The following is a 12,656-nucleotide window of genomic DNA, read 5'->3' as shown; positions in this document are numbered from 1 at the left end:
GCAGGTAACGGTCAGTCAGGGCATCCCGATGAGCTTACAGCAGTAAGCGATGCGGGCGAATGAACAAGCCAATACCGCTATAGTTTGAAGTATGTAGGTATAATGTTGCTATTAGCTCTCCATCAATATGATGGAGAGCTTTATTTTCGATTTCGATCTCTTACCGAAATCAGTTAACAGGATGTTCATTCAATCGTTGTCTTCGGGAGTAGGAAATGAAGCCTTTTTTGCGCGGGTGTTTCGTTGCGACAGCGCTTACGCTGGCTGGATGCAGCAACTCAGCCTGGCGTGAGAATGAAGTCCTCGCAGTACCGCTGCAAGCGACTTTACAGCAGGAAGTGATCCTCGCACGTATGGAACAAATCCTCGCCAGTCGGGCTTTAACCGATGATGAACGCGCGCAGCTTTTATATGAGCGCGGAGTGTTGTATGATAGTCTCGGTTTGAGGGCATTAGCGCGTAACGATTTCTCACAAGCGCTGGCAATCAGACCCGATATGCCTGAAGTATTCAATTACTTAGGCATTTATTTAACGCAGGCAGGCAATTTTGATGCTGCCTATGAAGCGTTTGATTCTGTACTTGAGCTTGATCCAACTTACAATTACGCTTACTTAAATCGCGGCATCGCTCTTTATTACGGTGGTCGTGCTAAGTTAGCGCAAGATGATCTGCTGGCGTTTTATCAAGACGATCCCAACGATCCTTTCCGTAGTCTGTGGCTTTATCTTGTTGAGCAGAAGCTCGATGAGAAGCAGGCTGTCGTAGCACTTAAACAGCGCTATGAAAAATCGGACAAAGAGCAATGGGGATGGAACATTGTCGAGTTCTACCTCGGTGACATTAGCGAAGCAACGCTGATGGATCGCCTGAAGGCGGACGCAACGGATAACACCTCGCTCGCTGAGCATCTCAGTGAAACCAACTTCTATTTAGGTAAGTACTACCTAAGTCTGGGGGACAGGGACAGCGCTACGGCACTGTTCAAACTGGCGGTTGCTAACAACGTTCATAACTTTGTTGAGCACCGATACGCATTGTTGGAATTAGCGCTCTTGGGCCAGGAGCAAGATGACCTGGCAGAATCGGACCAGCAATAGCTGACGAACAAATCAGCCCATAATCTTTTTTGATTGCCATCATCTTCACGGGTGAGGGCTTTATTGTTCGTTAATTCACCAAATTTGAGCCGGTTCACACTTTTCAATGAAAATTGCAGATCAATTTCACGATGAGTTACGTAGACTGGCCGCCATCCATGAGGCACATGTACTACATGACTGATATCATCGAAACCACTTTTTCTGATCTGGGGCTGAACGCCTCCATCCTTAAATCCCTGAATGATTTGGGATACGAAAAGCCATCTCCAATCCAGGCAGAGTGTATTCCACATCTGCTGGGTGGCCGCGATGTACTGGGCATGGCCCAGACTGGTAGCGGCAAAACTGCAGCGTTCTCTTTACCGCTGCTGCACAATCTTGATCCAGAACTGAAAGCACCACAGATCCTGGTGCTGGCACCGACCCGCGAACTGGCGGTTCAGGTTGCTGAAGCAATGACCGAATTCTCCAAACATATGCACGGCGTAAACGTAGTGGCCCTTTACGGTGGTCAGCGTTATGACGTGCAGCTGCGCGCCCTGCGTCAGGGTCCACAAATTGTTGTGGGTACCCCGGGTCGCCTGCTTGATCACTTAAAACGTGGCACGCTGAACCTGTCCAACCTGAAAGGTCTGGTACTGGATGAAGCAGATGAAATGCTCCGCATGGGCTTCATCGAAGACGTAGAAACCATCATGGCTCAGATCCCAGAAGGTCATCAGACCGCTCTGTTCTCTGCAACCATGCCAGAAGCGATTCGTCGTATTACTCGCCGCTTCATGAAAGATCCGCAGGAAGTCCGCATTCAGTCTAGCGTGACTACCCGTCCTGACATCAGCCAGAGCTACTGGACTGTTTGGGGCATGCGTAAGAATGAAGCGCTGGTGCGTTTCCTGGAAGCAGAAGATTTTGATGCGGCGATTATCTTCGTCCGTACCAAAAATGCGACCCTGGAAGTGGCCGAAGCCCTGGAACGTAGCGGTTACAACAGCGCCGCGCTGAACGGTGACATGAACCAGTCTCTGCGTGAGCAGACTCTGGATCGCCTGAAAGATGGTCGTCTGGACATCCTGATTGCAACCGACGTTGCGGCCCGTGGCCTGGACGTTGAGCGTATCAGCCTGGTTGTTAACTACGATATCCCTATGGATTCTGAATCCTACGTTCACCGTATCGGTCGTACCGGTCGTGCGGGTCGTGCTGGCCGTGCGCTGCTGTTCGTTGAGAACCGCGAGCGTCGTCTGCTGCGCAACATCGAACGCACCATGAAGCTGACCATTCCAGAAGTGGAACTGCCAAACGCAGAACTGCTGGGCACTCGTCGCCTGGAAAAATTTGCGGCTAAAGTACAGCAGCAACTGGAAAGCAGCGATCTGGATATGTACCGCGCACTGCTGGCTAAAATTCAGCCGGTTGCTGAAGGCGAAGAGCTGGACATGGAAACGCTGGCTGCTGCGCTGCTGAAAATGGCACAGGGCGAACGTTCTCTGATCGTTCCACCAGACGCGCCAATGCGTGCTAAGCGTGAGTTCCGCGATCGTGACGATCGTTTCGAAAGCCGTGACCGTAATGGCCGCAACGATCGTAATGACCGTGGCCCACGTGCCGACCGTCCAGAGCGTAGCGGTGAAGACCGTCCACGTCGCGAGCGTCGTGATGTGGGTGATATGCAGTTGTACCGTATCGAAGTGGGTCGCGATGATGGCGTTGAAGTGCGTCACATCGTCGGCGCTATCGCTAACGAAGGTGATATCAGCAGCCGTTACATCGGTAACATCAAGCTGTTCGGTACTCACTCCACTATCGAACTGCCGAAAGGCATGCCGGGCGAAGTGCTTCAGCACTTCACGCGTACTCGCATCCTGAACAAGCCGATGAACATGCAGCTGGTCGGTGATGCAGTGCCACATTCCGGTGGTGGTGAGCGTCGTGGCGGTAACGGCGGTGGTCGTGGTTTCGGCGGTGAGCGTCGTGAAGGCGGTCGTAGCGAAGGTCCACGTGGCGGCGCAGGTCGTTTCAGTGGCGAACGTCGTGAAGGTGCAGGTGCAGGTCGTTTCAGTGGTGAGCGTCGCGAAGGCGGCCGTGGTCCACGTCGTGAAGAAGGCGCAGCAGTGCGTCGTCGTCCTACCGAAGCGTAATGACCGCATAAAAAACTACGTTTGCTGACGTAAAGTAAACGATACAGCCCCGGTATTCATTATCGGGGCTTTTTTTATTTCAATTGTACTCGTGTACTGGTACAGTGCTGCGCATCAACACGACTTTGAACATATTTTTTGGAGAGCAGGCGCTATGGCGACATTGACCACCACAGCAACCCGACCGTCATTGATTGGCGGGGTGGTGATTATCGGCGGAACGATTATTGGTGCGGGGATGTTTTCGCTGCCAGTGGTGATGTCCGGAGCGTGGTTCTTCTGGTCGCTGGCGGCGCTGGTCTTTACCTGGTTCTGTATGCTGCATTCAGGGCTGATGATCCTCGAGGCCAACCTTAATTACCGCATCGGTTCCAGCTTCGACACCATCACGAAAGATTTGCTGGGCAAGCGCTGGAATCTCATTAACGGGCTGTCGATCGCTTTCGTGCTCTATATCCTGACCTATGCCTACATCTCGGCGAGTGGCTCGATTCTGCATCACACGTTCAGCGAAATGTCGCTTGATGTGCCGCCCCGTCTGGCGGGATTTGGCTTTGCGCTGCTGGTCGCTTTTGTGGTGTGGCTGAGTACCAAAGCCGTGAGCCGCATGACGGCTATCGTTCTGGGCGCGAAGGTCATCACTTTCTTTCTGACGTTTGGCAGTTTGCTGGGGCACGTTGAGGCTCCAACGTTGTTCAACATTGCCGAACAGCATTCCACTTATTTGCCGTACCTGCTGATGACGCTGCCATTCTGTTTGGCCTCGTTTGGCTATCACGGCAATGTGCCGAGCCTGATGAAGTATTACGGCAAAGATCCGCGCACCATCGTGAAGTGTCTGGTGTACGGCACGCTGCTGGCGCTCGGTCTGTACGTAGTGTGGTTGTTGGGAACGATGGGCAACATTCCGCGTCCGGCGTTTATCGGTATCGCGCAGAAGGGTGGCAACATTGATGTGCTGGTGCAGGCACTGAGCGGTGTGCTGAATAGCCGTAGCCTGGATCTGCTGTTGGTGGTGTTTTCTAACTTTGCGGTGGCGAGCTCTTTTCTCGGCGTCACGCTGGGCCTTTTCGATTATCTGGCTGATTTGTTTAAGTTTGATGATGCGCCGCTGGGCCGTTTCAAAACAGCGTTACTGACCTTTGTTCCACCGGTCATCGGTGGCCTGCTGTGGCCGAACGGTTTCCTGTATGCGATTGGTTATGCGGGTCTGGCGGCAACTATCTGGGCGGCAATTGTGCCTGCGCTGCTGGCGCGTAAATCACGTAAACGCTTTGGTAGCCCACGTTTTCGTGTCTGGGGCGGTAAGCCGATGATTGCGCTGATCTTGTTCTTTGGCGTGAGTAATGTGGTCGTACACTTCCTGTCGAGCTTTAATCTGTTGCCTGTTTACCAGTAATCGTTTTCGCCCGGCGGTGCAGAACCGCCGGGTGAAAAAATGACTAACCCAACAATTCTTCTTTCACTTCCATCGCTAAATCAAACGAATGCAGACGCGCCTGATGGTCGAAAATCTGCCCGTTAACCATGATTTCATCGGCCTGGGTTTCGCGCAGTACCGATTCCAGTCCGTGACGAATTTTCGTTTTATCGCCCACCAGAGACATGCCCAAAGCGTTATCTACGCCATATTTTTCTGATGGTGACCAGAAGTGATCCATGTTCTCAATCGGCGGCGGCAGCTGGGCGCTTTCGCCACGACGCAGTCTGGCAAATGCCTGTTGCATTGAGGTGAACAGGAATTCCGCATCGCGGTTACTGTCGGCGGCAATAATATTGATGCACACCATCGCGTACGGTTTTGCTAAACGCGCCGAAGGTTTGAACTGAGTGCGGTACAACTGCAACGCCTGGAACAACATATCGGGCGCGAAGTGTGACGCGAAGGCAAACGGCAGCCCCAACTGCGCCGCAAGTTGAGCGCTATAAAGGCTTGAACCTAACAGCCATACCGGAATTTTTTCGCCATAGCCTGGGACAGGGCGCACTTGCGGATGAGGATCACGAGCATCGAACCAATCCACCAGTTCAGCCACATCACGCGGGAAATTGTCGATATCACCGCCCATATGGCGGCGTAGCGCGCGCATGGTCGGTTGGTCACTGCCCGGCGCTCGTCCAAGGCCCAAATCGATACGGCCAGGATAAAGCGTGTTCAGCGTGCCGAATTGTTCAGCAATCACCAGTGGGGAATGGTTTGGCAACATGACGCCACCTGAGCCAAGATGCAGCGTAGTGGTGTTGGCGGCGAGATAGCCAATCAGCACCGAGGTTGCCGCACTGGCGATCCCGGTCATGTTGTGGTGTTCGGCTAACCAGTAACGGTAATAGCCGCGCTTTTCCGCGAGGCGGGCGAGATCGAGCGAATGGGAAAAGGCTTCTTTCGCAGAAGAACCTTGAGGGATCGGTGCCAGATCCAGCACCGAGAACGCAATTTTTTTGTCAGTCATAACGGCTCACTTTGCTACAGCATGGTCATCAGATTGAAGGTCTTCTTCCAGTCTGGCGCAGGATAATCGCGCCAGCCAGAAAAGCTGCATCTTTCATACTGCATGACAAACGGATAACTGTTGTTAACAAAGTGAGCTTTTTTTAGGCTTGCAGTTCGAGCCCGGCCAGGCGTTTCCAGTAGCCGTTACAGTCGCTATGCGCTTCAAGCGTCAGCGGCGCTGCCCCGTTTTCATTGGCGCGGAAGGCGTCAATCATGGCGAACGTGTCCGTACCGAGCGGTGACAGGCGCACCATATCCACCAGACCCTCCATCGATTTCAGCTCGTTGCCAAGGTTGTAAACATAGCCGCTCATGGTTTGAATGCCGTTGAGCACAAACACTTGCTGATTTTCCTGTGAAAGCATATCGCGCCCGTTTGGGTACTTAATGCAGCAGGTTTCGCATTCGTCTTTCGGCTTATCTTCTGAACGTGCGGTAAAGCAGCGGGCGGAATAGGCCAGCGGCAGATGTCCGTAGCTCAAGACTTCCACTTCGAACTTATCGCGGATCCCAAGTTCGTCACACTGGGTGAGCATATTCACCAGCCAGTCACGGGAAAGTTCCACCGGCATACACCAGCGCACCATGCCCTGTTTTTGCAGCAGACGCAGGGTCACGGCGTTGTAGCAGTTCAGTGCGTGCCCGGCGACGAAAGGCAGATTGCGGTCGGCGCACAGATTGACGACGCCGAGGTCGCTGGCTTCCAGCAGGAAATCACCATTATCGACGTAGCGTTTCAGCTCGTTAAGCTCGGAAGACGCCTGCACCAGCGCCAGCGTAGAGAGCACCACTTGCTTGCCGTTCCCTGCCAGCGATTTCGCCATATCGAGCCAGTCGCCCACTTTGGTGGCTCGACGTTTGCTACACACTGCCTCACCGAGATAAATCACATCGGCGCTGCTGCTGGCGGCCTGCTGGTAGAAATCTTCCAGCGTCTCTTTTGACCAGTAGTAAAGTACCGGCCCTAATGAATATTTCATCACGCTCCTTACTGCCATTTACGGTGATACGCGCCAAGCGTGGTCTGGGTGCCTTCGGACATTGCGCCGAGTGTGTCCATCCAGGCTGACTGCGGCACAAAGTTTTGCGGGTCAGCCATACAGCTGTCTATCGCCTGACGCCACACTTTCGCGACCTGGCTGACATACGCGGGGCTGCGCTGGCGGCCCTCAATTTTCACCGAGGCGATATTCGCAGCGAGTAATTCTGGCAGCAGCTCCAGCGTGTTAAGGCTGGTCGGCTCTTCCAGAACGTGAAAGCGCTGACCGTCAACGTGATAACGGCCTTTGCACAGCGTCGGATAACCTGCATTTTCGCCGTCCTGATAGCGGTCGATCAGCACATCGTTGAGGCGTGACTCCAGCCCCTGCGGCGTTTGCTGCCAGCGCACGTATTTCGCCGGGGAACAGGCCCCAACCGTATTCGGTGACTCCCCCGTTAACCAGGAGGAGAGAAAACAACGCCCTTCAGCCATAATGCACAGGCTGCCGAAAGCAAAAACTTCCAGTGGAACTGGCGTGGTGCGTGCGAGTTGCTTAACCTGATGAATGGAAAGCACACGTGGCAGCACGACGCGGGCCACGTCAAAGTGGCGATGATAGAAGCGAATGGCCTCTTCATTCGTCGCGGAGGCCTGCACGGAGACGTGGCGCTCAATGTGCGGATAACGCTCAGCGGCGTACTCCAGCATTGCGATGTCGGCAAGGATCAGCGCATCGGCTCCGAGCTGAGCCGCCATGTCCACCGCGCGTTGCCAACGGGAATACCCGTCCGGATGCGCGAAAGTATTGATGGCGATATGTAGCTTGCGGCGGTGCTGATGAACAAAGCTGACCGCTTCCTGCAGTTTTTTTTCGGTAAAGTTAAGGCCGGCAAAATGACGGGCGTTGGTGTCATCTTTCAGTCCGATATATACCGCATCGGCACCGTTTTCGATGGCCGCCTTAAGCGCCGGGAGGTTTCCGGCAGGGCAGAGCAGCTCCATAATATTTCCTGAAAGCTTACGACCCGCAGGGCCGCGATTGTTAACGAACTGGGATTTTAGTTAACCCCTCGTCGACAATTTTTGATTTGAGGCAGTTAAAAGAGGATTGAGGATGCCAATATTGCGGCATAGCCTCTTACCGAATTGTTGATTTACGCCGCTATGTTGTTTAATGGATGTGGCAGAATAGCCGAACTATTGCATTGAGGGAGTAAAGCTAGTGTTGGATAAACTGCGTTCACGCCTGGTACAGATGGGCCCGACTCTGATGAGCGTTCCGGTGAAAGTCACCCCGTTCGCGTTAAAACGTCAGGTACTGGAACAGGTGCTAAGCTGGCAGTTCCGTCAGGCGTTGGCGGATGGCGAACTGGATTTTCTGGAAGGCCGCTGGTTAAGCATTGAAGTGCGCGACATTGGCCTGCGCTGGTTCACTTCTGTTGAGAACGACCGCCTGATCGTCAGCGATTATGCAGAGGCCGATGTGAGCTTTAGCGCGGATGCCAGTGATTTGCTGATGATTGCCGCACGCAAGCAGGATCCGGATACGCTCTTTTTCCAGCGCCGTTTAGTGATTGAAGGCGACACGGAATTAGGGTTGTACGTCAAAAATCTGATGGACGCCATTGAGCTTGAACAGATGCCGAAGGCGCTGCGTATCATGTTGATGCAACTGGCGGACTTTGTTGAAGCGGGGCAACAGACTGCACCGCAAACCAGAAACACATCGGTAGGTGAGCCATGCTGATTCGAGTGGAAATTGGGATTGATGCACCGGGTATTGATGCCCTGCTGCGCCGTTCTTTTGACGGCGACGGTGAAGCCGATTTGGTGCAATCCCTGAGAGAAGATGGCCTGATTACGCTTGGCGTGGTCGCAACGGACGATGAAGGCCAGGTGGTCGGCTATGTTGCTTTCAGCCCCGTAAGCGTTGAAGGCGAAGAGTTGCAGTGGGTCGGACTCGCCCCGTTGGCGGTCGATAAAGCGTATCAGGGCCAGGGGATTGGTCGCCAGCTGGTGTACGAAGGACTCGATTCCCTGAATGAGTTCGGCTATGCCGCAGTGGTGACGCTCGGCGATCCGGCGCTGTACGGCAAGTTGGGCTTTGAACCGGCGGCGCGCTTTGATTTACGCTGCCGTTGGCCGGGCACCGAAGCCGCATTCCAGGTGCGTCCATTAGCGGATGATGCGCTTAACGGCGTACACGGTCTGGTCGAGTACTGCGATCACTTTAATCGTTTCTGAGGCGCTCCAGTAGCGTATCAAACGAGGCATCTCCAGCGACGAGGCGTTCTTTCTGACGCTTCGTCAGCTGTTTAATTTGATACTCCAGGCGCAACGCCAGTGAGTGTTCACCCACTTCGCGGCTGAAAACCAGCACCAGCTCTCCCTTTCCCCGTAACGCTTTCGCGCCTTTGCCGCATTGATGCTGCGCCAGACGTCGTTCCACGTCGGTCGTAATGCCCGTATAAAGGCGGTTATCGCCACTGCGAATCAAATAGACAAACCAGCACACGTTCCGGCTCCTGTGTTAAGGTGAGCGCACCATAGCACGCAGGAGCGCAAAAATGGAATCACTGGCCGCCATCAGCCGATGGCTGGAAAAACAGCATGTTATTAGCTGGAGTGTCGCGAAGGACGGTGAACTCTGGGCCGCTTGTGCATTTTATCTCTACGACCGCGAACGCGTCTGTTTCTATCTTCTCAGCGAAGAAACCACGCGTCATTCACAAATGAGTGGCCCTCGCGCGGCGGTTGCCGGAACCGTCAATGGTCAGCCGAAAACAGTGGCACTGATCCGTGGTGTACAGTTTCGGGGTGAGATCCGTCTGCTCGCTGGTGAAGAGAGCGACAATGCTCTTCAACGCTACTCCCGCCGTTTTCCCGTCGCCAAAATGCTCCGCGCCCCGGTGTGGGAAATCCGTATTGATGAACTGAAATTCACCGACAATACTTTAGGTTTCGGCAAAAAACTCCACTGGCTACGACAGGAGTAACGATGGCAAGCGTACTCATTACCGGTGCTACCGGACTGGTTGGTGGGCACTTACTGCGCATGCTGGTGCAGGAGCCACGTATTACTCGTATCACCGCTGCCACCCGGCGTCCGTTACCGGATTTACCCGCAGGCGTTATCAATCCTCACGATCCCCAACTCACCGATGCGCTCGCACTGGTTACCGCGCCCGTCGATATTGTGTTTTGTTGCCTCGGCACTACGCGGCGCGAAGCGGGCAGCAAAGAAGCCTTTATCCACGCTGATTACACGCTGGTGGTCGATACCGCACTAACGGGTCAGCGCCTTGGCGCGAGCCACATGCTGGTGGTGAGTGCGATGGGTGCGAATGCCCGCTCGCCCTTTTTCTACAACCGCGTGAAGGGTGAAATGGAAGAGGCGCTGATTGCTCAGGATTGGCCGTATCTGACCCTTGCTCGCCCGTCAATGCTGCTGGGTGACCGCGAAAAGCGGCGGGCGAATGAGTCATTGCTGGCTCCGCTGTTTGCATTTATGCCGGGTAACTGGAAATCCATAGACGCGCGTGACGTTGCACGGGCGCTGTTGAACGATGCGCTCTCGCCCGCAAAACAGGGTGTGAATATTATTCCGTCAGCAAAATTACGTGAAATGGCGGCAAGCCAGGCGTAACATCCTGCTTCACATTATTTCCCTTCCCGGAGCATGGTATGGCTGGTCAGTCTTCCTCTCAGGCAGCCTCCCCACAGACGTGGTGGAAGCCTGCATTGTTTTTCCTCGTGGTTATTGTTGGACTCTGGTACGTGAAATGGCAGCCCTATTACGGCAAAGCGTTCACAGCGGCAGACACACACAGCATTGGCAAATCTATTCTGGCGCAGGCGGCGGATAACCCGTGGCGGGCGGCGCTGGATTACGCGATGGTCTATTTCCTCGCAGTATGGAAGGCGGCGGTATTAGGCGTATTGCTGGGGTCGTTGATTCAGGTGCTGATCCCACGTAACTGGCTGCTACGCACCCTGGGGCAACCCCGTTTTCGCGGAACGCTGCTGGGCACGCTGTTTTCCCTGCCGGGAATGATGTGTACCTGCTGTGCGGCTCCGGTTGCGGCGGGAATGCGCCGTCAGCAGGTTTCGATGGGCGGTGCCTTAGCATTTTGGCTTGGTAACCCACTGTTAAACCCGGCTACGCTGGTGTTTATGGGCTTTGTACTCGGCTGGCAATTTACGCTCATTCGTTTTGTAGCGGGTTTAGCCACGGTGCTGGTTGTCGCGACGCTGGTGCAAAAATGGGTAAAAGAACCCGCCAGCGCGCAGACTGTAGCGGTCGATACGCAAATTGATGATGACCCATCGTCATTCTTTGCCCGTTGGGGTAAAGCGTTGTGGACGCTGTTCTGGAACACGATCCCGGTTTATATCCTGGCGGTTCTGGTGCTCGGCGCGGCACGTGTCTGGCTGTTCCCACATGCGGATGGCGCGGTAGGCAACACGCTGTTTTGGGTGGTCGCGATGGCTGTGGCGGGGTGTTTGTTTGTCATTCCAACAGCGGCAGAAATTCCGATTGTTCAGACCATGATGTTGGCAGGCATGGGCATCGCGCCCGGTCTGGCGCTACTGATAACATTGCCTGCACTCAGTCTGCCGTCGCTGGTGATGTTGCGTAAAGCTTTTCCGGTAAAAGCCTTGTGGCTGTCGGGCGGGCTGGTGGTGCTCTGCGGTGTTGTGACGGGCGGGATTGCGCTGCTGTAAAAAGAAAGCCCGACGATTGCCGGGCTTCTGAGTATTACTGAATGATCGTAAACGCTGTGGTGACGTGTGACACCCCACTCACGCGGCTGGCTATATCCGCTGCGGCTTTACCTTCACGTGCCGTCAGTGAACCCATCAGGAACACTTCGCCGTTTTCGGTAGTCACTTTTACCGCAGAGGATTTCACCTGGTCGCTGCCTAACAGTGACGAACGGACTTTGGTGGTAATCCAGGTGTCCGAAGAGGCAGTCCCCAGGCCAATTGGCTGACCCTGACGCACTTCGTTAAACACTTCCGTCGTACCTTCCACGCCCATAGCGATTTGTTTGGCTTGTGCTGCAAGGTCCGTTGACGGCGCCTGGCCGGTCAGCAGAACTTTGCCTTGCCACGCCATGACGTTTACACGCGCTTCTTTCTTCAGCTGTTCATCTTTGTTCAACGCGCTGTTCACGCGCAGTTCGAGCGTGCTGTCATCCACTTGCGTACCCACGGTGCGTGGATCCGTGGCTGCCTTCGTGCCGACCGCAGCGGTACCGACAACTGCCGCCGCGACGCATCCTTGAAGCAGCAGTGCGGAAATAAGGACCGCGAGGGGCGAAAATGCCTTCATGAGTACTCCTTAATCGTCCTGGTGTGGGAATAGGGTGTTATCAATCAGATCGCATAAACAGTTTACCGTCAGCATATGCATCTCCTGGATACGTGCGCCACGGTGTGAAGGAATGCGGATTTCCACATCCTGAGGACCTAATAGGCCCGCCAGTTCTCCGCCGTCATAACCCGTCAGCGCCACAATGGTCATATCACGCGTGACGGCGGCTTCCACCGCTTTAACGATATCGCGACTGTTTCCACGTGTAGAGATAGCCAGCAGCACGTCACCGGCATGACCTAACGCACGTACCTGTTTTGCATACACTTCATCGTGCAGACGATCGTTTGCAATCGCCGTTAAGACCACATTATCGGTATTAAGTGCAATGGCAGGTAAACCAGGGCGTTCTGTTTCGAAACGGTTGATCATGCAGGCAGCAAAATGCTGTGCGTTGGCGGCCGATGTGCCATTGCCACAACAGAGGATTTTGTTGCCATTAAGCAAGGACTGCACCAGTGTCATTGCGGCCCGGGAAATAGCGTCCGGAAGCGCTTCTGCTGCTGCGATTTGGGTCTGAATGCTTTCCGTGAAGCAGGCTTTAATTCTGTCGAGCACGATTTCC

15 protein-coding genes are annotated in these 12,656 nt (G+C 54.4%); 9 read left to right on the top strand and 6 right to left on the bottom strand.

What is annotated here, in order from left to right; genetic code table 11:
- Positions 1 to 215 precede the first annotated feature (215 nt).
- From nlpI to mtr, 4 genes are all read left to right on the top strand, one after another.
- Positions 216 to 1,100, top strand: a complete 885-nt coding sequence (nlpI, locus tag VH187_RS00200) for a lipoprotein NlpI (protein ID WP_329699489.1) — start codon at positions 216 to 218, stop codon at positions 1,098 to 1,100.
- Positions 1,101 to 1,206: 106 nt separating this feature from the next.
- A complete protein-coding gene (gene yrbN / locus VH187_RS00195; protein WP_126358331.1) occupies positions 1,207 to 1,284 on the top strand; it encodes a protein YrbN in 78 nt (25 codons plus the stop codon).
- A complete protein-coding gene (locus tag VH187_RS00190; RefSeq protein WP_329699491.1) occupies positions 1,277 to 3,241 on the top strand; it encodes a DEAD/DEAH family ATP-dependent RNA helicase in 1,965 nt (654 codons plus the stop codon). Before yrbN ends, VH187_RS00190 begins: the two co-directional genes overlap by 8 nt.
- 154 nt (positions 3,242 to 3,395) lie before the next feature.
- Positions 3,396 to 4,640 (top strand): tryptophan permease, encoded by a 1,245-nt coding sequence (gene mtr, locus VH187_RS00185; RefSeq protein ID WP_329699488.1) that lies wholly within the window; start codon positions 3,396 to 3,398, stop codon positions 4,638 to 4,640.
- 43 nt (positions 4,641 to 4,683) lie between these two features.
- Here the strand turns inward: mtr and VH187_RS00180 are convergent, their stop codons facing one another.
- The 3 genes from VH187_RS00180 to ubiU all read right to left on the bottom strand — a co-directional run bounded on the left by VH187_RS00180 (position 4,684) and on the right by ubiU (position 7,716).
- Positions 4,684 to 5,691, bottom strand: coding sequence for a luciferase-like monooxygenase (locus VH187_RS00180; RefSeq protein WP_329699487.1), 1,008 nt, complete (start codon positions 5,689 to 5,691; stop codon positions 4,684 to 4,686).
- A gap of 142 nt (positions 5,692 to 5,833) precedes the next feature.
- A complete protein-coding gene (locus VH187_RS00175) occupies positions 5,834 to 6,712 on the bottom strand; it encodes a U32 family peptidase (RefSeq protein WP_414713891.1) in 879 nt (292 codons plus the stop codon).
- Positions 6,713 to 6,720: 8 nt separating this feature from the next.
- Positions 6,721 to 7,716 (bottom strand): ubiquinone anaerobic biosynthesis protein UbiU, encoded by a 996-nt coding sequence (gene ubiU, locus VH187_RS00170; protein WP_329699485.1) that lies wholly within the window; start codon positions 7,714 to 7,716, stop codon positions 6,721 to 6,723.
- Between the two features lie 220 nt (positions 7,717 to 7,936).
- Between ubiU and ubiT the strand changes: the two genes are divergently transcribed.
- Positions 7,937 to 8,461, top strand: a complete 525-nt coding sequence (gene ubiT, locus VH187_RS00165) for a ubiquinone anaerobic biosynthesis accessory factor UbiT (protein ID WP_329699484.1) — start codon at positions 7,937 to 7,939, stop codon at positions 8,459 to 8,461.
- A complete protein-coding gene (locus tag VH187_RS00160; RefSeq protein WP_329699483.1) occupies positions 8,455 to 8,958 on the top strand; it encodes a GNAT family N-acetyltransferase in 504 nt (167 codons plus the stop codon). The genes ubiT and VH187_RS00160 overlap by 7 nt, the downstream gene beginning before the upstream one ends.
- On the opposite strand, the gene VH187_RS00155 is transcribed toward VH187_RS00160, so the two are convergent.
- The gene (locus VH187_RS00155; RefSeq protein WP_329699482.1) at positions 8,945 to 9,229 is read right to left on the bottom strand and encodes a GIY-YIG nuclease family protein; all 285 of its coding nucleotides are present in this window, start codon (positions 9,227 to 9,229) and stop codon (positions 8,945 to 8,947) included. The two genes, VH187_RS00160 and VH187_RS00155, sit on opposite strands and share 14 nt — an antisense overlap.
- 52 nt (positions 9,230 to 9,281) lie before the next feature.
- On the opposite strand from VH187_RS00155, the gene VH187_RS00150 reads away from it, so the two are divergent.
- From VH187_RS00150 to VH187_RS00140, 3 genes are read left to right on the top strand one after another with little or no spacing between them, the layout of a single operon-like run.
- Positions 9,282 to 9,710 carry a YhbP family protein gene (locus VH187_RS00150; protein WP_329699481.1) on the top strand — a complete coding sequence of 143 codons (429 nt, stop codon included), beginning with the start codon at positions 9,282 to 9,284 and terminating at the stop codon, positions 9,708 to 9,710.
- 2 nt (positions 9,711 to 9,712) lie between these two features.
- On the top strand, positions 9,713 to 10,360 hold the full coding sequence (locus VH187_RS00145; RefSeq protein WP_329699480.1) for an NAD(P)H-binding protein: 648 nt from the start codon (positions 9,713 to 9,715) through the stop codon (positions 10,358 to 10,360).
- A gap of 38 nt (positions 10,361 to 10,398) precedes the next feature.
- Complete coding sequence (locus VH187_RS00140; RefSeq protein WP_329699479.1) at positions 10,399 to 11,439, top strand: permease; 1,041 nt, start codon at positions 10,399 to 10,401, stop codon at positions 11,437 to 11,439.
- A 34-nt stretch (positions 11,440 to 11,473) separates the two neighbouring features.
- Here the strand turns inward: VH187_RS00140 and dolP are convergent, their stop codons facing one another.
- Together dolP and diaA are read right to left on the bottom strand one after the other, a co-directional pair.
- Positions 11,474 to 12,049 (bottom strand): division/outer membrane stress-associated lipid-binding lipoprotein, encoded by a 576-nt coding sequence (gene dolP / locus VH187_RS00135; protein ID WP_329699478.1) that lies wholly within the window; start codon positions 12,047 to 12,049, stop codon positions 11,474 to 11,476.
- Between the two features lie 9 nt (positions 12,050 to 12,058).
- Positions 12,059 to 12,649, bottom strand: coding sequence for a DnaA initiator-associating protein DiaA (gene diaA, locus VH187_RS00130; RefSeq protein ID WP_110510535.1), 591 nt, complete (start codon positions 12,647 to 12,649; stop codon positions 12,059 to 12,061).
- Positions 12,650 to 12,656: the final 7 nt, after the last annotated feature.

Source organism: Scandinavium sp., from assembly GCF_036271055.1.
In the GTDB taxonomy this organism is placed as follows: domain Bacteria; phylum Pseudomonadota; class Gammaproteobacteria; order Enterobacterales; family Enterobacteriaceae; genus Scandinavium.
This window is presented reverse-complemented; position numbering and strand designations above follow the sequence as displayed.

Coding starts and splice junctions, on each gene's coding strand:
- dolP (WP_329699478.1), bottom strand. CDS start 12,049: ATGAAGGCATTTTCGCCCCTCGCGGTCCTTATTTCCGCACTGCTGCTT.
- mtr (WP_329699488.1), top strand. CDS start 3,396: ATGGCGACATTGACCACCACAGCAACCCGACCGTCATTGATTGGCGGG.
- VH187_RS00190 (WP_329699491.1), top strand. CDS start 1,277: ATGACTGATATCATCGAAACCACTTTTTCTGATCTGGGGCTGAACGCC.
- VH187_RS00145 (WP_329699480.1), top strand. CDS start 9,713: ATGGCAAGCGTACTCATTACCGGTGCTACCGGACTGGTTGGTGGGCAC.
- yrbN (WP_126358331.1), top strand. CDS start 1,207: ATGAAAATTGCAGATCAATTTCACGATGAGTTACGTAGACTGGCCGCC.
- VH187_RS00160 (WP_329699483.1), top strand. CDS start 8,455: ATGCTGATTCGAGTGGAAATTGGGATTGATGCACCGGGTATTGATGCC.
- VH187_RS00180 (WP_329699487.1), bottom strand. CDS start 5,691: ATGACTGACAAAAAAATTGCGTTCTCGGTGCTGGATCTGGCACCGATC.
- nlpI (WP_329699489.1), top strand. CDS start 216: ATGAAGCCTTTTTTGCGCGGGTGTTTCGTTGCGACAGCGCTTACGCTG.
- VH187_RS00150 (WP_329699481.1), top strand. CDS start 9,282: ATGGAATCACTGGCCGCCATCAGCCGATGGCTGGAAAAACAGCATGTT.
- VH187_RS00140 (WP_329699479.1), top strand. CDS start 10,399: ATGGCTGGTCAGTCTTCCTCTCAGGCAGCCTCCCCACAGACGTGGTGG.
- ubiU (WP_329699485.1), bottom strand. CDS start 7,716: ATGGAGCTGCTCTGCCCTGCCGGAAACCTCCCGGCGCTTAAGGCGGCC.
- VH187_RS00175 (WP_414713891.1), bottom strand. CDS start 6,712: ATGAAATATTCATTAGGGCCGGTACTTTACTACTGGTCAAAAGAGACG.